General features: G+C 45.4%; 19 protein-coding genes. 5 read left to right on the top strand and 14 right to left on the bottom strand.

Annotated features, from left to right (window positions below):
• Nucleotides 1-23: 23 nt before the first annotated feature.
• The 7 genes from AC3WTJ_RS03395 to AC3WTJ_RS03365 form a co-directional block, all read right to left on the bottom strand.
• The gene (locus AC3WTJ_RS03395; RefSeq protein WP_492520565.1) at nt 24-791 is read right to left on the bottom strand and encodes a fumarylacetoacetate hydrolase family protein; all 768 of its coding nucleotides are present in this window, start codon (nt 789-791) and stop codon (nt 24-26) included.
• A gap of 157 nt (nt 792-948) precedes the next feature.
• Entirely contained in the window at nt 949-1,695 is a 747-nt protein-coding gene (locus tag AC3WTJ_RS03390) for an IclR family transcriptional regulator (protein ID WP_492520564.1), read from the bottom strand.
• A gap of 164 nt (nt 1,696-1,859) precedes the next feature.
• Nucleotides 1,860-2,735: a carbohydrate ABC transporter permease gene (locus tag AC3WTJ_RS03385; protein ID WP_127454788.1), complete on the bottom strand. Its 876-nt coding sequence runs from the start codon at nt 2,733-2,735 to the stop codon at nt 1,860-1,862.
• 12 nt (nt 2,736-2,747) lie between these two features.
• Entirely contained in the window at nt 2,748-3,701 is a 954-nt protein-coding gene (locus AC3WTJ_RS03380) for an ABC transporter permease (protein ID WP_157318803.1), read from the bottom strand.
• A 20-nt stretch (nt 3,702-3,721) separates the two neighbouring features.
• Entirely contained in the window at nt 3,722-4,807 is a 1,086-nt protein-coding gene (locus tag AC3WTJ_RS03375) for a mandelate racemase/muconate lactonizing enzyme family protein (RefSeq protein WP_492520563.1), read from the bottom strand.
• Between the two features lie 33 nt (nt 4,808-4,840).
• Nucleotides 4,841-7,159: a helix-turn-helix domain-containing protein gene (locus AC3WTJ_RS03370; RefSeq protein ID WP_492520562.1), complete on the bottom strand. Its 2,319-nt coding sequence runs from the start codon at nt 7,157-7,159 to the stop codon at nt 4,841-4,843.
• A 128-nt stretch (nt 7,160-7,287) separates the two neighbouring features.
• Nucleotides 7,288-8,823: an extracellular solute-binding protein gene (locus AC3WTJ_RS03365; RefSeq protein ID WP_492520561.1), complete on the bottom strand. Its 1,536-nt coding sequence runs from the start codon at nt 8,821-8,823 to the stop codon at nt 7,288-7,290.
• Nucleotides 8,824-9,193: 370 nt separating this feature from the next.
• Between AC3WTJ_RS03365 and cyoE the strand changes: the two genes are divergently transcribed.
• Complete coding sequence (cyoE, locus tag AC3WTJ_RS03360; protein ID WP_157318808.1) at nt 9,194-10,114, top strand: heme o synthase; 921 nt, start codon at nt 9,194-9,196, stop codon at nt 10,112-10,114.
• A gap of 112 nt (nt 10,115-10,226) precedes the next feature.
• On the opposite strand, the gene AC3WTJ_RS03355 is transcribed toward cyoE, so the two are convergent.
• Nucleotides 10,227-10,679, bottom strand: coding sequence for a MarR family winged helix-turn-helix transcriptional regulator (locus tag AC3WTJ_RS03355; RefSeq protein ID WP_492520560.1), 453 nt, complete (start codon nt 10,677-10,679; stop codon nt 10,227-10,229).
• 233 nt (nt 10,680-10,912) lie between these two features.
• Between AC3WTJ_RS03355 and AC3WTJ_RS03350 the strand changes: the two genes are divergently transcribed.
• Entirely contained in the window at nt 10,913-11,389 is a 477-nt protein-coding gene (locus tag AC3WTJ_RS03350; RefSeq protein ID WP_492520559.1) for a glutathione peroxidase, read from the top strand.
• Between the two features lie 527 nt (nt 11,390-11,916).
• Nucleotides 11,917-14,001: an acyltransferase family protein gene (locus AC3WTJ_RS03345; RefSeq protein WP_492520558.1), complete on the top strand. Its 2,085-nt coding sequence runs from the start codon at nt 11,917-11,919 to the stop codon at nt 13,999-14,001.
• Nucleotides 14,002-14,053: 52 nt separating this feature from the next.
• On the opposite strand, the gene AC3WTJ_RS03340 is transcribed toward AC3WTJ_RS03345, so the two are convergent.
• Nucleotides 14,054-15,577, bottom strand: coding sequence for a glycoside hydrolase family 31 protein (locus AC3WTJ_RS03340; RefSeq protein ID WP_492520557.1), 1,524 nt, complete (start codon nt 15,575-15,577; stop codon nt 14,054-14,056).
• 113 nt (nt 15,578-15,690) lie between these two features.
• Here AC3WTJ_RS03340 and AC3WTJ_RS03335 point away from each other — a divergent pair, with 113 nt between their 5' ends.
• Complete coding sequence (locus AC3WTJ_RS03335; RefSeq protein WP_492520556.1) at nt 15,691-16,560, top strand: AraC family transcriptional regulator; 870 nt, start codon at nt 15,691-15,693, stop codon at nt 16,558-16,560.
• 97 nt (nt 16,561-16,657) lie between these two features.
• Here the strand turns inward: AC3WTJ_RS03335 and AC3WTJ_RS03330 are convergent, their stop codons facing one another.
• A complete protein-coding gene (locus tag AC3WTJ_RS03330) occupies nt 16,658-17,218 on the bottom strand; it encodes a YdcF family protein (RefSeq protein ID WP_492520555.1) in 561 nt (186 codons plus the stop codon).
• A gap of 350 nt (nt 17,219-17,568) precedes the next feature.
• Nucleotides 17,569-18,234, bottom strand: a complete 666-nt coding sequence (locus tag AC3WTJ_RS03325; RefSeq protein WP_492520554.1) for a methyltransferase family protein — start codon at nt 18,232-18,234, stop codon at nt 17,569-17,571.
• A 180-nt stretch (nt 18,235-18,414) separates the two neighbouring features.
• Here AC3WTJ_RS03325 and AC3WTJ_RS03320 point away from each other — a divergent pair, with 180 nt between their 5' ends.
• Complete coding sequence (locus tag AC3WTJ_RS03320) at nt 18,415-19,080, top strand: MgtC/SapB family protein (RefSeq protein WP_127454815.1); 666 nt, start codon at nt 18,415-18,417, stop codon at nt 19,078-19,080.
• Nucleotides 19,081-19,118: 38 nt separating this feature from the next.
• Here the strand turns inward: AC3WTJ_RS03320 and AC3WTJ_RS03315 are convergent, their stop codons facing one another.
• From AC3WTJ_RS03315 to AC3WTJ_RS03305, 3 genes are read right to left on the bottom strand one after another with little or no spacing between them, the layout of a single operon-like run.
• Nucleotides 19,119-20,438 (bottom strand): ABC transporter substrate-binding protein, encoded by a 1,320-nt coding sequence (locus tag AC3WTJ_RS03315; protein WP_492520553.1) that lies wholly within the window; start codon nt 20,436-20,438, stop codon nt 19,119-19,121.
• Between the two features lie 29 nt (nt 20,439-20,467).
• Nucleotides 20,468-22,033, bottom strand: coding sequence for a response regulator (locus AC3WTJ_RS03310; protein ID WP_492520552.1), 1,566 nt, complete (start codon nt 22,031-22,033; stop codon nt 20,468-20,470).
• Between the two features lie 10 nt (nt 22,034-22,043).
• Nucleotides 22,044-23,867, bottom strand: coding sequence for a sensor histidine kinase (locus AC3WTJ_RS03305; protein WP_492520551.1), 1,824 nt, complete (start codon nt 23,865-23,867; stop codon nt 22,044-22,046).
• Nucleotides 23,868-23,869: the final 2 nt, after the last annotated feature.

Below are 23,869 nucleotides of genomic sequence, written 5' to 3'. Positions count from 1 at the left end.
GATGTCCCCTTTGTAAGTGTGGATTATGATTTTTGAGCAATGACAGGATTTCGCAAGTGGCCTATGCCTTCAATGTAACAATCCACAACATCCCCATCCCGGACTTGATCCGCACCGGCAGGTGTTCCAGTCAGAATGATATCTCCTGGCATGAGGGTCATGAACCGGCTGATGTACGCGATCATGCTATCAATTGGCGTAATGATGCGTTCCATAAGAGCATCCTGCTTAACGATTCCGTTCACGGTGGATTGAATGCGAGCCGAGTGGTAATCGAAGTCAGTTACAATCACAGGACCCAGCGGGCAAAATGTATCAAAGGATTTGCCGATCGTCCAATGACCTTCCGGATGGAAATAATTGAAGGCGCCCAAGTCGTTGGCTACCGTGTAACCAAAGATCACTTCGTGGATGTTTCTCGGGTCTATGTTTCTCGCTTCTTTCCCGATAATGACGGCAAGTTCCGATTCGAATTTGATATCGTCCGTTCCAAGTGGCAGAACCACGGCGTCTCCGGGTCCGACAACAGTGGTCAATGGCTTGAAGAACAGAATCGGCATTTCCGGTACCTCTGGTTTTGGCGCACCTTCGCCAACAAAATTTCTACCAATACCGATGATGTGTCTTGGTGTCAGAGGGGCTTTCAGTTGAACATTGTCCAATGAGAATGTCTTCCCGGTAAGAATACGGGAGGTGAAGATATCACCTGTAAATTCATGAATATTAGATTCTTCTATGATTCCACTGCGTAACTCTGATTCTCCAGAAACGATAAAACGAGCTAGTTTCATATCTAAAAGCCGCCTTTCTTGTTCATTATTTTGAACAACGTTCTATATTTTGTTTGTAAATTGATCTTCCCATAGTTTTCCGTTTGTGTCAATGGGATTTTGCCGGTATAAAACACAAAAAATCCCGATTCACCTAAGTGACCCGGGACCCCTATCCTCATATATTCGTTGACAATCGTTTTGCCAAAGAGCAAATTTCATGGATGCTTTCGTCCTTCTTCCCTTCCCAATGATGGATGGGCATTGAACAACTTACCGCTGCAACTACGGTACCCAGTCGGCGAATCGGTGCAGCCACACAACAGAACCCCATGACGCCTTCCTGTATATCCAAGGAATACCCTCTTTGACGCACGGTCTCCAATTCTTGCCAAAATGCTTCTCGGGAACCGATGGTATGAACGGTTATCTTATGGAGCGATTCCTGAGGGAATACCCGGCTGACTTGCTCGGCATCCATATCGATCATAAGCGACTTGCCAAGACCGGTCGCATGAGCAGGGATACGAACGCCCGGCCCCGAAACCATCTGAACCGGCGTCGGTGCTTCCACTTTTGTCAGGTAGAGCACTTCGCTGCCATCCAAACGAGCCAGCTGCACAGATTCTTGCAGCTTGCGCATAACCGGCTCAGCCATTCGTCTGAATTCTTCAATCAGGTCGTACTGGCGAAAATAAGCGCTGCCCAGATCGCCTACCGCGCTTCCGAGAGCATACGTCTCGTTTCTATCTCGATTGATCCACTGCAGCCGCTCCATGGTCTGAAGTAAAGAGTACAGTGTACTCTTACTGATCCCCAAGTGCTTGGACAACTCGGACAACTTCCATTTGTAGGGCTCCTCCGTCAGTAAGGTAAGTACAGCATGTGCCCGATCCAGCGCTGGGACAGAATACTTTTGCTCCATTTTGTCACGTCCTTTATATGATAAACATCGTTCGATATATTGATCGTATTATCCCTAGATGCTACCATGCGTGTAATCCCTAGTCAATGTAGAATAACAGAAAGTGCCCATTCCTTCCCCCGCTGCCTGTGAGCCGGTGAATGAATGGGCACATCCTAAATCAGTTAACCTTTGACGGAGCCTAGCATAACTCCCTTGGCGAAATGCTTTTGCAAAAAGGGATAGATGATTAAAATCGGCACCATGGCCAGCACAATCGAGGCCATACGAATCGTTTCCTGCGGCAATACTCTGTCATCACTGCCGACAGATCCTGCACCGCTGGCATCGGAATCGATAACCAACGACTTGACCAGCACCTGCAAGGTCCATTTCTTGGCATCGCTCAAATAAACCAGGGCATTGAAGTACGTATTCCAATACGAAACGGCAAAGAACAGAACAAAAGCGGCAATCGCCGGCATGGATAAAGGAATGACAATGCGCCAGAAGACGCCGATATCCGAGCAACCGTCAATCCGGGCAGCATCTTCCAACTCTGGAGGCAATGAATCCAGAAATCCTTTTATCACAATCAAGCTCCATGCATTCGTAAGACCCGACAAAATTAATGACCAGTGCGAGTTTAACAGGTTCATATCCTTCATTAATAAGTAGTTAGGCAAAATCCCTGCGTTGAACACCAATGTAAAAATAACGCCGCCGAGCATCCATTTCCTGCCGGGTACATGTTTCTTGGTTAAGACATACGCAAATGTAAACGAGAGGAGAATACTTAGCACAGTCCCTATTCCTGTAACGAATACGGTGCTTTTCAGGGCATTGACGAAGCTATTCGTTGATAAAATATATTTGTACGCAGACAGCGACCATTTTTCCGGGAATAAATAAAATTGCAATGGCACGTAGACCTCCGGATCGGTGAAGGAAACGCTGAATACATAAATAAATGGAAATACGCACGCTATAGAAATGATTGCAAGCAGCGAATAGTTAACATAATCGAAAATCGTCATTTTCTTCGTTTTTACGAAACTCATGGGTACTCCTCCTTAATAAATCCCCTCTTGCCCTAGCTTCTTCACGACGTAGTTGGACAGCATAACAAGGATTAAGCCCACAACACCTTTGAACATCCCCACCGTCACACCAACGCTGATTTTCCCTCCGAGGATACCGATCGTATACGCATACGTGTCGAACACCTGGGAAACCGAGGTGACCAGCGGATTGTTCATCAATAAGATTTGTTCAAAACCGACATCTGCCATATGCCCTAATCTTAAAATCAGCAAAATAATAATCGTTGGGCGAATAGCCGGCAGCGTCACATGCCAGATCTGCTTCATTCTCGACGCCCCGTCTATGACGGCTGCTTCATATTGTTGAGGGTCAACGCCTGCCATTGCGGCCAAGAAAATAATCGTCCCCCAACCGACTTCCTTCCACATGCTTTGGGCGGTGAGCAGCCCCCAGAAAAAGTTCGGGTTAGACAGAAAAGATACCGTGTCGAAGCCCATATTCGAAATCAGTTTATTGATTAGCCCTACATCGGTAGAGAGCATAAAAAACGTCATACTAGCAACAACGACCCATGACAAAAAATGTGGCAAATAGACGATCGACTGATTGATTCGTTTGAACGTTTCATGCCGGATTTCATTGAGCATCAAAGCCAGTACAATCGGCAGCGGGAACATGAATATGATGCCGAAAATATTAATCGCAAACGTATTTCTCAGCATGAGATAGAACACTTCACTATGAAATAACTCGGTGAAATTGGTAAAACCAATCCATTCGCTCCCCCAGAGGCCTTTAAAAGGATTGTATTCCTTGAAGGCAATCAAGAGCCCCCACAATGGCGCGAATTTAAATATTAAAAAGTACAGGATGCCCGGCGCAGCCAGGGCGTACATCCATTTACTCTGCACCATGGCCGCCCATAACCGCGACCGTTCCTGAACGCGCGTACTTTTTACAGTTGTTTGTACCTGTGTTTGCATGTGTGAAGCACCTCGCCCGTTTATTCGCTCACTTGATACTCGGCTTTTTCCAGCCATTCCGGCCGTACCGTGATGCCCCAGCCTGGTCCTTGCGGAACCTGCACCGCACCGTCCGAAACTTTCAACGGCTCTGCAAAAAGTCCATTCGTCCAAGCATCCTCTTCAATCGTATATTCCATGTATTTCCCTGCGTTCGGAATAGCTGAGACCATATGCAGCGTAAAAACGGTCAACATCGATAAATTCGCAGCATGCGGTGTACAAGTCATTCCTACCGCTTCGGCCATTCGAGCGACTTCCAGTGCGCGGCTCAAACCTCCCACATAGCAAATATCCGGTTGGACGATATCGACGGCTCGCATCTGAATCATCCGTTTGAACTGTGCCAAATCCGTATCCTGTTCCCCGCCGGTTACCGGAATATCCAGGGCGTCGGCTACTTGCTTCGTCCACTCCAGCTCCATGTAAGGGCAAGGTTCTTCAAAATGACATACCCCGTATTCGGCAAGCATCTTGCCTGTTTCAATCGCCTTAGCCGGCGTAAATCCACTGTTCGCATCGACATACAGCTGCGTTTGGTCACCGATGGCAGCCCTTACAGCCCGGACAACCTCTTCCGAACGGCCCGGATAGACATCCACATCACTCGCAAAGTTGTTGGCAATCCTGATTTTGAAAGCCTCGATCCCCTGCGTTTCCTTGAGGCGCAAGATCCGGTTAGCTTCCTCCTGCGGTGAAATGTTGCGCTTCATGCTGGAGCCGTAAATTTTAACTTTGCCGGGTTTTCCTCCAAGCAATTCACTAACACTTTTGCCCATGCGTTTCCCTTTCAAATCCCATAAAGCCGTATCCAAGCCTCCGACTGCTCGGCAAATATAGGAACCGGGAAACTTATGCTCTTCCCTAACAACCTTTTCAGCCAAGGCTTCGATTTCATTCGCATCTGCACCAAGTGCGTGCGGAGCTACTTGCTGATGCAGCACCAGCGCAGAAATATTAGCGTGGTAAGGCGCGATTTGCCCATAACCTTGCAGCCCATCTTCCGAAGTGACGCGGACAACGGAAAGCTGGCGGGTTGTAAAAGTCTCGATACGCTTAATTTTCATCCTATCGTTCTCCCCTTTTCATTGAATCTCTTCCTACCTGAACTGGGAGCGGAATTGCCCCGGTGTCATCCGTACATGTCGTTGGAAAATACGGATAAAGTTGCGCTCGGAGTATCCGATCGCGGTGGCTACTTCGCTGATGCTTTGATCCGTATCTTTTAACAGGCGCTCAGCTTGACCAATCTTCGTTTCCACCACATACTCCAAAAAGTTCTTTCCTACCTTCTTCTTAAACAATCGGCTCAGATAAGAAGGGCTTACACCTACTCGCTCGGCGCAATGCACCAAGGACAAATCATTCCCGTAATTGTTATGAATGTATTGGCACACCCACTGGATCGCGGATTCACCGGATGCTTCCCGATCATTTTTCGTCAACCACAGATACACCGGAAATAACGACTCCTCGAACCAATCGGTCATTTCCTTCGACGTCTGCTTGTTTCTTAACTGCCCGAAAAAATTATGCTCCATAATGTCGACGACATTCGCACCCTGCTTCTCCACAGACACGATAAAAGCCGATAGGAAGATATGATAGCTTTGATAAATAAATACATAGGATTGTGAATGGCGCAAGATTTCCGTGAATTTCTCAAAATGCTGAATCGCTGAGGACAAATCTTCCTGCTCAAGGGCATGAAGAATCGCTTCTTGCAGCTCTACCGGGTACCGAAGCAGTGACTGCGTTTTCCCGTGCTCGAAATCATCAATAAATAATAACGGTTCTGCGTCCCGAAATATCCGGTATTGCAGAGCATGAATCGCTTCCTTATAGGAAACCGGAACGTCCGCAATGTAAGGATAGAACCGTCCGATGCACACGTTGACTTCAAAGGACAAATACTTATGAAACGCCTCGATCATCGCATAAGCATAGTTCGAGGTCAGCTCCTTCATGGTTTGCTGCTCCATCTCGGGCTTGAATTGCAGGATGGCCACGCCTCTGCCTTGATAAGGAATCACGTAACCTTCAAGACTATGCTGATTCAGCAACTCCTGCATGACATTGGCCAAGGAAAACGCGACTATTCCTTTCTCTTCCGGCAAAAAACGCTTTTCTTTATAAATATGGTCGGCATCGACAACCAGTACGACACTTGTAAATCCAACACCAATGCCATACGCTAAGCAATCCTGAAGCAGCGTCTGATTAGCCGTATAATCACCGCTTAGCAGCTTGAAGAGAAACTTCTCGCGCAAGGACGGCTCCATATTTTGCACATAACTTTCCAATTTCTCCGTCTCATTACTTAAATAATCCAAAGACTCTTTAATGATATCCAGCTCGTCTTCCTTCGGCTCGACACCATGGCCACGCAGAGAACGGCTGTGATTAATCAGTTGCCCGATGGGCGTATAAGCCCTCTTGGAGGTAATATACGTCAGAAGAATGCCGACACCTACAAATACAAGAACAATAAGCACCGTCATTTCACGAATCCAGCTTAATTGATCGGTAATGACCTGTTCAGGCGTCACAGATACGTAAGTTCTGGAAAATACATTTTTCACGTAGTGATACTGTGCCGGCTTCCCATCAATACCCTCCGCTACAAATATGCCCGAGTTTTGATCCGATGCCTTGATCATCGCAATCCCTTGTAATCTGGCCGTTTCTTCGGCCTGGTTCACTTGGGGGTTTCGCTCGATCCCAAAAGGGTCGTTCAGCTTCACGATCATTAAACCTTGATCGCCGGTCAACATGACCGCATCTGTTTCCATAAATGTGCTCAGCTTGGCAGCTTCAATCTCAAAGCCGAGGACACCCTTGGGTCCTTCCGTACCAATGAGTGGCAGCTGTCTGTAAAAGGTGATATATCCTTCCTTGCCCTTCAGCTGTGTCCATTGCGTAGGACGTTTGATTGCGAGCAATTCGTCAATATTTTGTTTATATTTGTAATATTCTTTCTCAATGGAGCCGTATTCATTGGAAATGACCTCATTGTTTGTACTGTTATACAAATAAATTTCGCTAATGAAGCTATTGAAATTTTTAACCAAAGCAATTTTTTTCAGTATATCAAGCTTCAAAAGACCGCTTTCATCCTGAGGGTTCGTAAACTCTTGCTGAATAAAAGGATCATTGGCTAACTGGAGCGAGTCCTGCTCAATTTCCTGTAAAACCGTTTCGGCGCGGTCCTTCATAATCGTCAAGGACGAGTCGCTTTCCGCCTGTATGTATTTCTGCATCCGATGTGTAGAGAATTGATAATAAGCTACGCTAGCCAATATCACCGGAATACATACGGAAATACAGCCAAGCCAAATGAGCTTGAAGAAATACGTTCTCGTGTTCGTTCGCCTCTTTTTGCCTAGTTTATTCAGAAACATGCTGCTCCAGTTAGCCATAAGTCCTCCCCGTCTTCTTAAGAAGCCCCATTGTCATACCACTCACTCATTCACACTGATGGTTTGTGTGTTAAGCATAGGGAGCGGAGCCGCAAAAAGCAAGCGGAAAGAAACTCACCTATGGCTGTTTATTTGGGAAACTTCTCCTTGTAATCTGCTGCGAATTCCTTATAGGCCGTTTGGAAATCCGGATTCGCATTCAGCTTTTCAATATAAGCCTTGTACTCATCCATTGAAATCTGCCCTACGATCGCTTTGACGACCATCGACTGCCATTCCGATTGGAACTTCGGCCAAATTGACGTCCACGTATTCGAATTAATGATAGAAAACGGATCAATTTTCCCTACTTCTGCATAAACAGCCACTGATTTTTCCTTGGCATCGTTATACGCTTTAGGAGCGGCAGGATTAATAACTTTCATTTTATTATTATAGGCTAGTGGGAAAATAGCTCCTGTGCCGTTAGCGGTTACTTGTTTTACACCAAGTTCAGTAAGCTGCTGCTGTCCATCTACCATCGTATAATCGACGCCTTCGATTCCGTAGTAGTTATAGTCCGTTTGTTCCGGCGTCGTTGTTCTTTCGAAAAAGTCCAGGATTTGTCTTGCTTTCTCCTCCGGCACTTGTTTCGAAATATAAAACGCTCCCGAGAATGGAACCGACAGCTGAACACTGGAACCTCCTGGACCTTTCATCGGCGGCAAAGAAATGACATTCGCGTCAGGTTGCACTTTCTTGATCGTTTGTTCAAAGTTGAAATCGCGCCATGTATTTCTGCCATAAGAAGCGGCCCGTCCTGTGGTAAACATTTCTTCTGCTTGGGTTTGTTTAATGACAGAGAAGTCCTTGGCCAGAACGCCGTCGGTATACAATTTGTGGAAATAGGAAACCATATCCGTGTAATTCGGTGTCAAATACTTGTTAATCATACCTCCGTCTTTCCCATAAATCGGATCAAGGCCTCCAAATGCCGCCAAAAAGCTTCCATCGCTGTCGGCAAAGAAGTTGCCTGTGTTGCCTTGGCCGATCAAACCAACCGTGTCTTTCTTACCATTTCCATCGGGGTCTCCGTCCACAATTGTCTTAAGGGCAGTTGCGTACTCATCCAATGTAGTCGGCACAGGTAAATTGAATTTATCCAGCCAGTCCTTTCTCATTTTGAGGCTGAGGTCAATATGCGGACGATTTCGTGGAACACCGAATATTTTGCCATCCGTACGCACATAGTTCCACACGTCTTTATATCCGTTTTTCTTCAAATTCGGATACTTGCTGAAGTCACCCAAGAGAGGCGTCAAATCCCAAAATGCCCCTTGCTTCACTGCATTTTGCAGCGTAGGACGCGTAATGCTGTTCGCAACAATAACTTCAGGAATGTTGCCGGATGCCAAGACCAGGTCAAATTTTGTATCGTAGTCCCCTGAAGGGATCCAATCTATATTCAGTTGAACTTTATTATCTTTTTGAAACTTGGTCCAATACTCATTGTTCATGTCTGGAATGTCCGCAAATGACGGTACCATAAACTGAACTTTCAGATCAGGTTTTGCAGCTGAAGTAGCCTTGGGCGTCTCCTTACTCTCTCCACAGCCTGCCAACACTCCTAATAAAAGCGGAGCGAGCATAGTCAAGCTGACCCTTTTTGTTGTCAATATTTTCATAATAGCCTCCCTGTTGATGTTTGTGTATCGCCGCTGTTCAAGTGTCCGGAACTAACAAGACAACGTGTTAGGCTTTATTATAGGAGCATCGCCTACTGCAAGTAAGTGACAATTCTTGTTCTTGTTGTCCTTGTAGGCAGCATATCAAATTTTGTCACATCGCAAGCCAGCGCTGGATTCCAGCTGCCAGACGTAAGACAAAAAACCGGAACCCCCGGGTCCCGGTCCTCATCCTCCACTTTTGCATCATTCACGAAAGAGACAAAGATTTTTGACAGAATCATGAGTGTTTGCAGAAGCAAGACACAAGAGTGACTTCTATATGGTAACCTATACATAGGTTAATTTACTTGGAAGGGTGTGTTAGCGAATGCGAGTCCAAAGCAATACGGTTAGCATCCAAACAGTTCCAATCTCATTCACGAAGGTACTCTTCGAAACCATAAAGATTGGCATTATCAAATCCAACCTCATCGCCATGATCGCAGGGCTTAGTGTGGCCTTGTTCGTACATCAAATACCGCTAATGGATAAAATCGGCAACATGACGTTGGCGTTGATCGGATCCTCTCTGGTGATTGGAGCGGCCGGTATTTTTAATAATTTATACGACCGCGACATCGATCGCATCATGGAACGAACGAAAAACAGGCCAACGGTTTCCGGCATCATTGATATCCGAAGCGGACTGTTCCTTGGGATTTGGATCGCAATCGGCGGTCTTGTCTCCTTGTACTTGGCGTCGCCGCTATCTGCTTTTGTAGGTTTCCTCGGGCTATTTTTATATGTCGTGCCGTATACGATGTGGACAAAACGCAGAACGATCTACAATACAGAGGTTGGCAGCTTGTCTGGAGCGATTCCTCCGTTAATCGGTTGGGCCGCGATCTCACCGGATATTTTACATCCCCATGCCATTGCGCTGTTCCTGTTGATGGTTATCTGGCAGATGCCTCACTTCTATGCAATCGGAATTCGGCGCATGGAGGAATACCGAGCGGCTAACATTCCCATGCTGCCGGTGGTCAAGGGCATTCGCAGAACTTACGTGCAGATGAACGTATATCTGGTTGCGTTATTCCTGGTCAGCTTTTTGTTCTGGTCCTTTAATCCGTATATCGCTATAGCGAATGCGATCTTAAGCCTGGTCTGGTTAGTGATGAGCATCAACGGATATAAGCGGAAACCAGAGGACAAGTGGGCCCGTTCGATGTTCATCTTCTCGCTTAACCATATCACAGTGCTGCTGTTGATGATTGTCTGCTACTCGTTAGGCGCTCTTTTGTTATAACCTAATATGAAATATTATCTTCACTCATTTAAATTTCTATGTGTGTGTGGACTTGCATCCCAGAATGGCCAGAGAAAACTCCGGCCATTCTTTTTATTTCGCTTGCCCACAATTATTCTGATCGGCGTGCAACTTCATTTACTTTTGCCAGCAGCTCTTTAAACTGGCCTAGCGATTCTACATATTTTTCAAATGACCCGCAAATTTCTGCAAAAATGTCTACGGATACACTCTGCATTTGGTTTTGCAGCCCTGCACCTTTTTCCGTTAATGCAACCTCAACCTTCCGCTCATCCTCCACAGAACGTTTGCGAACAACCAAGTCCGCTTCTTGAAGCCGCTTCAGCAGCGGTGTTAACGTCCCCGAATCCAGCAGCAGTCTGTCGCCAAGCTCTGTCACCGTGCTGGTCCCTCTTTCCCATAACACGACCATGACTAAATACTGTGGATACGTAAGCCCAAACTTCTCCAGAATAGGCCGATATATGCGCGTTAATTCACGGGAAGTTGCATAGGCCGTGAAACAGAGCATATCCTCTAGTTTCATGACAGCTTCCTCTTTCATCCTCATTCCCCCTGTTATTTCGATATTGTACATTGTAACTCAACCTGCGTATTTCTCAAAATTTAATTTCAAACAATATATAAGCTCCCTTTTACATAGAGCAAACCTAAATTTACTAAAACTATATTTAGCACAATCTAATTGACAGAAATGTAGTTCAGGGTTTATACTCAGGGACATAAGGTTTTGAAAAATTAAATTTTACAAAATTCAAATTGAAGGGAACGTGACCTATGTCCATTTATAATTTCAATGTTAAAACAGCTAAAGGAACTCAGAAATCAATCGGTGATTACCGCGGTAAAGTCATGCTGATTGTGAATACAGCCAGCAAGTGCGCATTTACGCCACAATTTAAAGAGCTTCAAGAAATTTATAAGCAATATAAAAACGATGGCCTTGAAATTCTCGGCTTCCCGAGCAATCAATTCGGCAGCGGCGAGAAAGGGAACAACGAAGAAATTCATAGCTTTTGCGAGATTAACTTTGGCGTAACCTTTGAGCTTTTCGACAAAATCGATGTGAATGGCTCCAATGCTGATCCCCTGTACAGCTTTTTGAAAAAAGAAGCCAAAGGTGTGCTTGGTTCTGAATCAATTAAATGGAACTTCACGAAGTTTCTTGTTGACCGAGAGGGTAATGTAATAAAACGCTACGGTTCCACAGACAAACCTATGGCGATCGTAGAAGATATGAAGAAACTGCTGTAATTAAGCGGTGATTGATCTCTGGAAGAAACCCTTTTTTATTCTGGATGCATGGTTTTACGACTCAAGGGAACTAGAGGCCCCTATTTTGAGAAAAACGGGTATTCTCCTCTCGGAGCGGAACTACAGGCTCTTATTTGTCCGCGATAGCGCATTATACAGCTGAAACCTGCAACATAGCGGACTGTAGTTCCACTTCCTCGTGGAAAGTGTGCCTTTTCGATACAATAGAGGTTCATAGTTCCCTCAACATAAATAAGGGGAAGGTTCACTGTTCACTTCCCCCAAACATATAAATTCCTACGAACAAAAAACCACCTTCATGGTGGTTTTTTGTTTATTTAAGTACCTAAAGAAACAAGCATAGACTTTTCGTAATCATAGCAGCGATAACCGTCAATACTAGTCAAATAACTTTCTGTGCTAAAAATGCTCCATTAAGTAAATGTTTATGAAAATTTGAACTCCTAATCGTAGATCTGAGTCTAAGTATTTGTTTCAGGAATCGACACATTAGGGGAGCTAGCATCATGAAGGAAGTGAAACAAAATCATCCGCGCTATATGCCTGGATTGGATGGGATCAGAGCACTGTCGGTCCTTGCTGTAATTGCTTATCATCTCAACTGGGGGTGGGCCTCAGGGGGATTCCTGGGAGTAAGTGTATTTTTTGTACTCTCCGGTTTCCTGATAACGGATATGCTGCTAGAAGAGCGCAAAAATAAAAATCGCATCGATCTGAAAAGATTTTGGATCCGCCGCATTCGCAGATTGCTTCCAGCCATGTTGTCAATGATCATCACTGTCGCCGTCTTTCTGGCGATTTCGAATCATGCCAGACTCATATCCATACAGGGGGATATTTGGTCGGCGGTAACCTATACTAGCAACTGGTACAACATCTTTCACCAAGTCTCCTATTTTGAGAGCTTCGGCCCTCCTTCACCGCTCGGGCATCTTTGGTCACTCGCCATTGAGGAGCAATTTTATTTATTATGGCCTCTGATTATCATTGGCTTGAGTCGTTTCTTTAGCCCTACTCGCGGCAAGTTTGTCTTACTCACCCTCGCTGGTGCTGTCCTTTCATATCTCGCTATGGTGCTTTTATATGAGCCCGGTACTGACCCTAGCCGGGTATATTACGGGACAGACACAAGAGCATTCGGGCTCTTGATCGGTGCAGCTCTTGCTTTTATATGCCCAAGCCGCAAACTTCTTGACCCTAACTCACGCAAACATCGTTCATGGGTAAATTGGACGGGTGTCATTGGCCTTTTAGTTATTATCTACATGTTTCTTCGAACTGGAGAATACGATCAATCGCTGTACACCGGCGGTATGCTTGTCCTTTCGATTGCAGTCTCTTTCGTTATTGCAGCAGCAGCAAGCCCCTCTAGCTTTGTTAGCAAAATTCTCGGTTGGAAGCCTCTACGCTGGATTGGTGTTCGTTCTTATTCCATTTATCTCTGGCACTATCCTGTGATCGTATTAACAAGTTCGACTAGCCCTAATACGGATGCAAGCTATTTTCTTCAAATCATACAGTTAATACTTAGTATCGGATTTGCGGCTTTATCTTACACCTTCATCGAAAACCCGTTCCGAAGCGGCAATTGGCGCATATGGACCAAAATTCCTGCATTTCGGTCGGAGGGACGTGCAAATCTGCTGCAATATAAGTATTTTATTCGACTCGTACCGATTGCCATTCTCATACTGATCTTCGTTTCCTGCATGTTCAATCGGAGCAGCACCGAGGTGGCACTCAATTCTCAAAGTCCGACAAGCAATAATGCGATTTCTTCACCTTCTTATCAATTACCTGATGTAACAAACAGTATCCCGACAGCTTCTCCAACCGTTGATCCCAAACCTGATGTAACAAATGCTGTTCCGACGCCTTCTCCCAAAGGCAAGCATATTCCTGTTTCGGCAAGCCCTGCCCCGACAGCTTCTCCTGAAGGTCCCCCTTCGCCGGAACAGACAATTCTTGTCCCGACAGCAACTCCAGTAGTGGAAAATTCAGCTGCTCTGGCACCCCTTACCCCTGGGGCAACAAAACAGGATAACATCACACAGAGTGAGAAAAAGACGGCGACCTCGACGAACTCATCCGGCGCTTATACACGTGTTCCGTTAACCCAGAGGGTTACAGCTGTGGGAGATTCCGTCATGTTGGGCGCAGCCCCGGTTCTGGAGAAAATGTTTGAAGGGAGTGTCGTAGACGGGAAAGTCGGTCGGCAACTGTCGCAGGCTACGGACATTATTAAGCAATTCAAGTCCGATAAGACACTAGGCCAAATTATTGTCATTCACCTCGGAACGAACGGCCCTTTTACAACAGATCAGCTTGAAAAACTTCTCGAAACGATTGGGGAAGAGCGAAAAATCCTTCTCATTAATACACGTGTGCCTCGAAAATGGCAAGATACGGTAAATGATACGTTAGCCGATACAAGTAAAAAATATCCGAATGTCAAACTGCTCGACTGGCATTCTTTTAGTGAAGACAAGCCGGACTGGTTCGCCAGCGATGGCGTTCACTTGACGACCAAAGGTGCTGAAGCTTACTCCAAGTTTATTCTTGATTCTGTTACTTCTTTAAAAAAGATATGATAGGTATAAAGCCGGGAACCCTTGTCAAGTCAAGGATTTCCGGCTTTTATCGTCATTGTTTTCTATAAAAAGGCAACCTGGCCAGCGGTACCTCAATCTCCAACTTAGCAGGACCTGACACTGTTGTAGCGTCATCTCCAACCCATGTGCCCGTCGGAAAAATGACTTGGCGAGCTCGCGCCCCTTGGACGACAACAGGAGCAACCAAAAGTGAATGGCCCAGCATAAATTGATCTTGAATCATTTCCAGACCCTCTCCGGGAAACTCATAGGCCATATGACGCAGGATTGGCTCCCCAGTCCGTGAGGCATGTTTGGCAAGATCAAGGATTTCTTTGCCAAAGGCGGCATGAAGTCGGGCTGCTTCTACACAATAGCGCAGATGCTCATCATCCAAAACCCGCCAAGGCGCTGCCGAGAACTGCATCATGGGAAATAAAGCCGAGCATTGGGCCGAACGGACAAATAGTTCCGAATCCAATCGGTCAACTGAAAAGCTCGTAAACTCGCCTCCGCCGATCATATCCGGGCACGTATACGCATAGCCGAGAAGTCCTTGTGCCAATCCATCCGGAATTAAGCAATCAAGCCCATTGTCCTCCCATCTATGCTGCTTGTCTTTCAGCCTTTGGACCAATGGCTGCCCTGCAAGCTTCCAACAAGCGCGATACTCATTGAGCGGATATTTCAGTCCAACTTTCGCCCAGGCTTCGCTATGACCGTTGCGTGTTGTTTTCTCATAACTCAAATCATCCGACTCATAGAACTCTAAATCGCCGGCATCCAGCTTAAAACCATCAATTCCGAATTGCGACTGCAAGGAATCAAGCTGCTCATGAATCCACGCAACAGCTTGCGGATTCGTACAGTCGAGAACGGCGCTGTATCCGTTCCACCATTTGCGAATCGCCGTTTTCCCCTCACCATCTTTCAAAAGAATCCCAGTCGGTTCGAGTTTACGAAATGTGCTGGAGTCCGGGCTAATAAACGGACAAACCCAAAGCATGACTTTAAATCCCCAGGCGTGCAGTTCATCAACCATCTGCTTAGGCTGAGGAAAACGTCCTGGATGAAACGTCCAGGTGCCGTAGGGTTCGTGCCAATTGTCATCAATCATGATGACGCCGGGCGGCATGCCGTTTGCGAGCACATCTCTTGCATATTGCAATACCTTCTCTTGCGTTGGATTATAGAGCAGCTCGATCCACAGGTTATACTGCGGTGCAGTAAACAACAGCTCTTCTGGCAATGTTGGAACTGCCGGGAAGAATGCACGGGCCGCATGACAGTATGCCCCGGCTAAAGTCTCATGTCCCTCTTCCACTTTCAGCAAGGCAACCTCACCGATCACCCTTAACTCCTTAGGATCAATCTGAAAAGCGAACGGCTCCTCGCTCCAAACGTATCGCCCTTTACTGGATACAAGCAGTGGGCAAGCCTGATTGCCTCCGCTGCTCGCTGCCAAGTCAACACAAAACAACGATGTGCCATACGGCATATTTTTTCCGTCCGCGACCCGGCCTCCCCACCAATACTCGTCAGGCAATAATTCAATGACTAACTCATTATTAACCATCCAACATTCGCTCCCCTCTTTATAATCATTGTATCTCCTGAAGTATTAGGGGGACAATCTTAATGTAATGACTTATAATATAACAAAATTGACTTTTCTTAAGGAGAATTCCAATGCTCAAGCCTGCCGTATACGGATTTCGAAACGATGATACCTCCATTCTCACGCTCGATTCCATTGGATGGCAAATGATCAATACCCCTGAATACAGCTTTAGCGGAGAAGAGCGCCCCGACTGCGGGCATGTCATTTTTCAATATACGATTCGTGGACAAGGTTATCTTGAGTATGAACAGCAACGCTTCCCTTTGACGAAAGGAACGGGTTTTTTAGTGAAAGTGCCTAGCAGCCATACATACTTTTACGGGGATCAAAAGGAACCATGGGAGATCATCTGGCTGAATTTGCGGGGAGAAGAGGCGAATCGGATATGGGATTACGTGATGGCGTTGGAGGGGCCAATTATCCAGAGAGATTCGGATACGCCTCTTATTCAGGGGCTTTGGAAGCTGATGCGCATGGTCGCCGAAGATAAGGTCACCGACAAATATCACCTGTCCCTCGGCGTATATGAATGGATGCTCACACTCGTGCAATCCAGCCGAGAAATGACAAATGACGTTAGCGCAAGCTCGAGCACGCTCATTCAGACAGCAAAAAAATATATGAGAGATCATTTTGCAGATCCGCTCACATTGGATATGATCTCCGAGCATTGCGGAATTAATAAGCATTACCTCTGCAGGCTGTTTCAGCGGTCTGAGCAATCCTCGCCGCTGGCTTACCTAAGGGACCGGAGAGTCGAGGCCGCCATCGCCCTTCTCCGAACCACTGACCTGCCTGTTCAGGACATTGGCCAAACATGCGGCTTTGACAGCCCCAGCTACTTCGGCAAAATCTTCCGCCAATACATGAATATGACACCAAAGGAATATCGGATGAAGAAGCTGGAGTTTCCTTATGATGCCATTTATTTGGAGTGATTAGGGGAAGTATATTTATTCGTAAAGCCTAGCTGCCGCGGTGATCTGCTCCCTGACGGCAACGGATCCAATTGGGTCCGTTTGCCGTCTCTTGATGTTAGCTATTCGATCCCAACTCGAATATGGCAGGTCTGAAATATTTCCCTACTTTCTCAAGCTCATTCATTACAACCCTTATCTTTTCTTCTTCTTTAAACCAGTTATCTTTTGAAGTTCCTGTTTTGTCGATTACTGGGCTTACATAAAAAACAGTCTCTTTTGGAAAAACGAATTGATACGTTAAAAGGGCTCTACGAGCGTGATAATTTTTACAGACTAGAACAACGTGTTTGGGGTGAATTCCTTGTTGTTGTAGTACTTCCAGTGATAAACGTGCATTTTCAAAGGTATTCGTTGCTTGATCTTCTTTTAATATTGATTCCGAAGGAACTCCTAGTGACATTCCAACATTTCTCAGGTATTCCCATTCCGTTGTTTCAACATGCGGAGTAGATCCACCTGAAGGTAATATACATGGAGCAATGCCTTGATGATATAACGTTGCAGCCCTTTCCATTAGTTGAGGATGGCTAGATCCTGGTATTAAAATAACATCTGATTGAGCAAGCTCCGTTTCGAAAAACATAAAATCGCTAATGCAGTCGAATGGAAAAGGCATAAAATCCCCCTAAACATGAGTATCAGATTAAACTGCTTTTTTACGTCTTACTAAGTGAATAACAAAATCAATGATAATCCCAAGCAAAAAGAATGAAAAAAAGTGTATAAGGTAGGCAGGATAATACACCTTGATACTTGAACTATCAGCAGCTAGTTTTGCGCTCTCAAAATTAAAAATCCAGTGTCGGAATGGCTCCTTGTACACCATGTTATTCAAGATAGGATTTAACCCAATAAGAAGTATGTTTTTGTCATCGTTTCCCCAGTCATTGTTTAAGCAGATTAGGATACTGAGCAAGCTGAGCCAAAATGTAAATTTCTTCAAAAGAAACAGCGAGTTCACCTCCATTACCAAATAAAAGGAATTAAATGATAACGTATCTTCTTACAGTACTCTTCATACCCTGCTAATTCCTTTAGCAATATTTTTTCTTCATTTAACAGCCTCAGCACAATAAAAATAATGATTGAAATTGAGGGAATCAATGCCCAAATTGAACCTAATGCAAGAGGAGTGAACAGGATAATGGATATCGCCCCTGTATACATCGGATGCCGTACCAAGGCATAAGGACCTGTTGATATAACTTTTTGATTCTCGGTCACTTCAATGATGGCAGATGTAAACGAATTCTCTTTGAAAACAAGAAAGACAATAATAAAACCTAACAAGACGAAGAAATCCGCAACGAATACAAGATACAAAGGAACATCTGACCAATTAAATCTATAATCTAAACCAGGTAGGACTAACAATCCAATAAAAAATATAGCGCCAGAAATGGATTGGAAAATCTTTTGTTCCTTTTCTACTTCTTTCGCATGAACTCTTCGTTCTATGAGCTCAGGATCTCTTTTCAAGAAATAACGATTGATGTACATCGTTGATCCAAAAAAGATGGCAAAATAAATCCACGCTTCAGAGAAATATAAAGACCCCGCGGGTAAAAATAAAAATGCAAAAAAAACGATTGCAAACAAAATCGTTCTCATATAAACGTTTTTCTTTAACACCACAGCACCTCCAAAGTTCTCAAATCGTGTTTAAATAGATATTCGATTATTGGGTTTATTTCCCTTTATTTGCATACCTATTCTCTCTATGGAACAATGAGAAATTGATCTTTTCTACGCAGTAGGGTAAAATTTCCGATAAAGCGCTTTCAATATTTTCGTGAAAAGGATGGGATCTACATGATGGGATTCGAATATTTACTTCAAGTGATGATTGCCGGAATTTGCGGACTATTCATTGGATATGAGCGTAAAAACAGAATGAAAGAAGCCGGAATTAGAACTCATTTTGTTGTTGCTATTGGCGCTTCTTTGATGATGTTAGTTTCAAAATATGGCTTTTATGATGAACTAGGACAAACTGGCATAGCACTTGATCCATCAAGAATAGCAGCTCAGGTTGTAAGTGGTGTGGGCTTTTTAGGAGCAGGCATGATCTTTATGCAGCGTCATACGGTCAAAGGTCTTACCACAGCAGCAGGAATCTGGGCAACAGCAGGCATTGGGATGGCGATCGGATCTGGCTTATATGTTCTGGGAATCGGGGTTACCGTTTTAATTCTTATTGCTCAAATCGTGTTACACAGGCGTTTTACTTGGCTAGCTGCGCCTAAATCAGAACACCTGATTATACGTATCATTGACGAAGCAGGTTCTTTAGAAAATATGCAAAAAACACTGAAAGAAAAAAATATCAGGATCGTAAATTTTCAAAGTGAGAAATTAAGGGGAACCTCCGAAATTCTTTTGGATCTTACGATTAAGCTGCCTGCGGAATTAGATTTTGAACAAATGATATCCCTCTTTCACAACATCTCCTTCGTTAATGCCGTTGAAGTCCAGTAAGGCAGAGACCGGAACCCCTGCGGGTCCCGGCCTCTTTATTAGTTCGCAAGAATATCGTTTATCTTCTTCTCTAACGAAATCAAACCTTCCTCCGGGTCCAATCCGCCCAAAATAATGCTTTGCAAATCCTCCGACAACGTTGTGAAGATCGTCGCGTATTTATCCGTTTTCGGCGCAAATTTAACTTGGCGCTGAGCTTCAATAAAGATATCCCGATAAGGCATCTGCTGATAGGCCTGACTTTGCACGACAGCCCGATTGGCGGGAACATGCCCTGCTTGCCCCCAGAGGGTGCTGCCTACTTCTGAAAAATAGGTCATGAAGGCCATCGCCGCCTTCTGTTTCTCTTTGGTCACGTAACTCGGTACGACCAGTGTATGAGAGCTGCCCCAATGGACCGGGCTGCCGAATATGGGCGGAAGCGGCGCAACGCCGACCCACAGCGATTTTTCGCTCAAGTGATGTCCTGCTTCCCAAACACCTCCGAACCATAACGCCGCTTTCCCGTTGTGAAAGGAGTCCCATGGCGTTTTGTCATTCAAGTCAGCCAGACGCTTCGCATACAGCAGTTGATAAAACTTCAACACTTGCAAAGCTTTATCATTATGTATCGCGGCTTTGGAAAGATCCGGCGTCAGCAGATCACCGCCAGCCTCATAATATAAGTTCAGAAAAGGTTCCTGAAAGTAAGGTGTATTCACCGCAATGGGCTGAACCCCAGGCACTTTCGCCTGAATTTGCGTCAACATCTGAATAAAGCCTTCCGGCGATGTTTTGCCGAGCTTAAGGGTCTCATCCTCATTCAGCAGATCTGCTTGTTTCAGAATCTCTTTATTGTAGTAAAGAACATGAAAATGCGTATCCAGCGGAATTGCATATGGCTTTCCGTTAAAGCTTACGCTTTGTACATTAGAACTCTCAATTTCATCAAAATGGAAACCGCTTTCGTTAGCCAAAGCATCCAACGCTAGTATTTGCTTGGCTTTGATAAAAGGAGAAATGCGATCAACGTGCGCCACGGCGACGTCCGGCCCTTTTCCTGAAGAGAGCGCCGTGCTCAGTTTTACATAATATTCATTGGACTCCAACCTAAGCTGCTTTACAAAAACCGATTTCTGCGAAGTGTTAAAGCTCCGAATAATCTGCTCGACATAATCGCCTTCGCCGCCCCCAAATGGATTCCAAAAGGAAATTTCGACTGGAGGTATGTCCCCTTGTGCCATCGATTTCTCCTTAGCCAATTGCGGCGCATTGGTTTCCAACGCATTCGAGCATCCTGTGAAAGTCAGGTAGGTCAGGGCGATCCCCCCTATGCACAAAGCACGCAAGAACCGCCCCTTGTTTCTATGATTTAGCATAACATTCCCCCTGATATGGCATCTCACCTCTATCTCTTAGCGCGAGTTCTATACTCCGATGGAGAAACACCGACATTCTTTTTAAACACTTTGGAAAAATATTTCGGATCGGCAATACCTACCAGATGACCGATATCAGCCGTCTTCAGCTCCCCTGTGAGTAGAGATTTCGCCTTTTCAATGCGGATGCGTGTCAAATATTCCAGAAAGCTTTCGCCCATCTCCTTTTTAAACAAGTTGGCAAAATAATTTTTGCTCAAATGGACAAGATTCGAGATCGATTGAAGCGAAATTTCCTGCTGATAATACTGCTGGATATACTGTGTAGCTTTAATGATGCTGTTTCGGTCACTGTTATAAATCTGAATCATATGCTGAAGCAGCTCTTGATAAGCTCCCATAAACCAGTTTTTGCTCTCACCTAGTGTTTCCAGTTTGGATAACTCGTCAAAATATTGCTTTTTCAACTGCATGATACTCATCTGATCGCTGGATACATCGGACCATAACGTCGTCAGCATAATCAAAAGCTCCAGCGAAATAATTTGCACAATGTCATAATCTTTGCGGGCGTCCAACTGCTCGAACAGTTCTTCCAGGTAGGTCTGCAATTCCTTGGTTTGAAAAGCGTACACCATCGAATGAATATGGTTTGTGCTTATTTTTATCGGCTCACCTGCTGGGTTCATTCCCGGCACATCATCGGTGCCATAGGCGATCACTTTACCGCTGCCGACGAACATTTTAAACTTAACGGCCGCTCTTGCTTGCTCGTATGCGGTATGCAGCTCGGTTAATTCTTGAAATTCTCCGCTAATTCCGACGGTGAAGCTCAGGCCATAACTGGCGTCAAGCTGAGTCAGACATGCCTCCGCTGCCTCACGGGCAGCCTTTTGGCCTTGCCGATGGGGCATGCCGCTTAACAGCAGCACATTGATTTCCCCTTGCCGATCGGGGAACACCTCATAGGCAAGCTCCCGGGCTTGCAGCACGCTATCTAATACCTTTCGCAGAGCGGCCTGTTCTTCCGCGACGTTCACATTCGTCGCATCCTTCCCCATGTGAAGCAAATAAAAGGGAGCTCGTCCTGAATTTCCAAAGTTGCTCTGGAGACTGCTTATATCTCGCTGAGCCCCCTCAACAAGATCCTGTAGAAGCTTCTCCTTCCACAACGGCTCCACGGCCGGTTCCTCATGGATCGCTCCGGCTGGTGAAGTGATTTCCATGGCTTCCTTGACCTTCAGCAAAGCTTGCTCAAAATCTCGTGGCATCATATCCGATTTAATTAAGTACTCCGAAACGCCGTTGCGAATCGCTTCCTTGGCATACCCGAAGTCCTCGATATTGCTGAGGATGAGAATTTTCATGTGAGGGTTTATTTTACGCACCTCTGAAATGAGGGCAATTCCGTCCATGAGCGGCATTTTAATATCGGTAATCAGGATATCCGGCATTTCCTTACTCATGAGTTCCAACGCTTCATGGCCATTGGAAGCCTCTCCCATAACGATTAAGCCAAGTTTCTCCCAATCGATCATCGAACGAATGCCAAACCTAACGATATATTCATCTTCTACAATGATGACTCGAAACATGTTATTCCTCCTACTCGATCACGGGAAGCCAAATCCCGATGCTCGTTCCTTCATCCAGCGTACTCTGAATATCTAAGCCGTACGGCTTTCCGCAAATCAGCTTGATTCGCTCATCCACATTGGCTAAACCAATACCACCCATTTTATCAACGGATACCTCTTGAAACGGTGTCTGCAAACTCTTCACGAGACCCGGGTCCATCCCTCTTCCGTTATCTGCCACTAGAAAACGAATGCCCCCGTCCGGATGCAGTGAGCAGCGGATGTGTATTTCTCCTCCGGACTCGCGGTCGGTGAACGCATGGAGTATCGCATTTTCCACAATCGGCTGCAGAATAAGCTTAGGTGTCTTCAGATTACGGACCTCTTCATCAATTTGAAAATACGTTTGAATGTCGAAATTGAACCTGAATTTCTGAATCCCCAGATAGCATTGGACATGCTCGATTTCTTCTTCGACCGTGACTGTTTCTTCTCCCTTGCCCAGTGAAATCCGCAGGAGCCGCGAAAGCAAGCTGACCATCTCGGCAGCATTGTTCGCCTTCTGCAGGAGAGCCGTCCATTTAATTATGTCTAGTGTATTGTACAAAAAGTGAGGATTAATCTGCGCCTGCAGCGCTTTCAACTCCGCTGCGCGCTTATGGCTTTGCTCCTCATAGACCGCTTTAAGCAGCTCGTCAAGCCGGGTCACCATGTAATTGAAATTTTCACCCCATATATCAAACTCGTCATTACGCCGCTTGGCCTTGAAGCGAACGGTCAGATCACCAGACATCACCTGACGCATCAAACGGATCATTTTCAAAATCGGTTTCGAAATCGAATTGGCCAGAAACATCGCCGTCACAATCGAAAAGCCGATACAAATCAGCGCAATCACGATGATGATTTGCAGCATGCGGTTAGAGTCTTTGTACAAGGCAGACTCCGAAATGACATTTACGACCATCCAGTCGTTGGTATGCAGCTTTTTGTAATTCACGATCCATTTCTGCCCTGCATGCTTAAGTGGAAAACCATTGGTTTCGTCAGAAGACTGCAGCAATTGCTTTGAGCCCTGTTCCCCCAGTACTTCCCGAACATTTTTCCCTAAAAATTGATTGTCTGGATAGGATATAATTTGACCGCCGCCATCAATAATGAAACTTTGAAGATCGGAGGAGCTCTTCGTCACTTTGCTGACGATTTCCTTGAGTACATCTTCGCGAATATCAAGCACGGCGATGATGCCAACAGGGCTGTCGTCAGAGGTTTTATAAATCTGCTTAGCCAATGAGAACACGTGGACGCTCTGTGAATTCAAACTGTCCACATACGTTCCGAAACGGGTCGGGAACCATCGGAAGTTGCTGCCATCCTCAAGGGTCTTGAGAAACGGAGTTACGATGCCGGCGGAACGGTCGCTCCAGCGGTAAATACCCTTTATATAGTGCGTTTTCGTTAGAAAGGAGATCGATTGAAAATCTTGATTAATCGCTATAATGGTCGATAGCTTCGTCGTTAAGGATAAGCTGTCCAAATCATACTGTCCATTGTCAACCCGATCGAGCGTGCGCAGCATGGAAACGATTTCATTATTGTTTACGACTTGCATCATCATGTCTTTATAGATGCCAAGCCGTGTGTCGATATTATCGGCCGTTTGCTTGAGCAGCTGCTCGGAATATTCGGTGACTTTATTGTTGATGGTTGATTTCGAGATGGAATAAGAAATAAATCCCATTGCAACCAGAGGCGTCAATGAGAACAGAAATAAAAGCAGCATCCATTTATAACGTATGCTGCTTGTCCATATGAGTATCCTTTTGTTTTTCTTTTCAGGTCGTTTCGCCATGA

Source organism: Paenibacillus sp. FW101-FHT12H11, from assembly GCF_058790355.1.
The sequence above is the reverse complement of the archived record's forward strand: the minus strand, read 5'-3'. Positions and strand labels throughout refer to the sequence as shown.

Excerpts from the sequence above, each read along its gene's own strand:
- AC3WTJ_RS03385 (WP_127454788.1), bottom strand. The coding sequence starts at position 2,735 with ATGAGTTTCGTAAAAACGAAGAAAATGACGATTTTCGATTATGTTAAC.
- AC3WTJ_RS03320 (WP_127454815.1), top strand. The coding sequence starts at position 18,415 with ATGATGGGATTCGAATATTTACTTCAAGTGATGATTGCCGGAATTTGC.
- AC3WTJ_RS03345 (WP_492520558.1), top strand. The coding sequence starts at position 11,917 with ATGAAGGAAGTGAAACAAAATCATCCGCGCTATATGCCTGGATTGGAT.
- AC3WTJ_RS03340 (WP_492520557.1), bottom strand. The coding sequence starts at position 15,577 with ATGGTTAATAATGAGTTAGTCATTGAATTATTGCCTGACGAGTATTGG.
- cyoE (WP_157318808.1), top strand. The coding sequence starts at position 9,194 with ATGCGAGTCCAAAGCAATACGGTTAGCATCCAAACAGTTCCAATCTCA.
- AC3WTJ_RS03310 (WP_492520552.1), bottom strand. The coding sequence starts at position 22,033 with ATGTTTCGAGTCATCATTGTAGAAGATGAATATATCGTTAGGTTTGGC.
- AC3WTJ_RS03390 (WP_492520564.1), bottom strand. The coding sequence starts at position 1,695 with ATGGAGCAAAAGTATTCTGTCCCAGCGCTGGATCGGGCACATGCTGTA.
- AC3WTJ_RS03315 (WP_492520553.1), bottom strand. The coding sequence starts at position 20,438 with ATGCTAAATCATAGAAACAAGGGGCGGTTCTTGCGTGCTTTGTGCATA.
- AC3WTJ_RS03380 (WP_157318803.1), bottom strand. The coding sequence starts at position 3,701 with ATGCAAACACAGGTACAAACAACTGTAAAAAGTACGCGCGTTCAGGAA.
- AC3WTJ_RS03365 (WP_492520561.1), bottom strand. The coding sequence starts at position 8,823 with ATGAAAATATTGACAACAAAAAGGGTCAGCTTGACTATGCTCGCTCCG.
- AC3WTJ_RS03305 (WP_492520551.1), bottom strand. The coding sequence starts at position 23,867 with ATGGCGAAACGACCTGAAAAGAAAAACAAAAGGATACTCATATGGACA.
- AC3WTJ_RS03355 (WP_492520560.1), bottom strand. The coding sequence starts at position 10,679 with ATGAAAGAGGAAGCTGTCATGAAACTAGAGGATATGCTCTGTTTCACG.
- AC3WTJ_RS03375 (WP_492520563.1), bottom strand. The coding sequence starts at position 4,807 with ATGAAAATTAAGCGTATCGAGACTTTTACAACCCGCCAGCTTTCCGTT.
- AC3WTJ_RS03350 (WP_492520559.1), top strand. The coding sequence starts at position 10,913 with ATGTCCATTTATAATTTCAATGTTAAAACAGCTAAAGGAACTCAGAAA.
- AC3WTJ_RS03395 (WP_492520565.1), bottom strand. The coding sequence starts at position 791 with ATGAAACTAGCTCGTTTTATCGTTTCTGGAGAATCAGAGTTACGCAGT.
- AC3WTJ_RS03370 (WP_492520562.1), bottom strand. The coding sequence starts at position 7,159 with ATGGCTAACTGGAGCAGCATGTTTCTGAATAAACTAGGCAAAAAGAGG.
- AC3WTJ_RS03330 (WP_492520555.1), bottom strand. The coding sequence starts at position 17,218 with ATGCCTTTTCCATTCGACTGCATTAGCGATTTTATGTTTTTCGAAACG.
- AC3WTJ_RS03335 (WP_492520556.1), top strand. The coding sequence starts at position 15,691 with ATGCTCAAGCCTGCCGTATACGGATTTCGAAACGATGATACCTCCATT.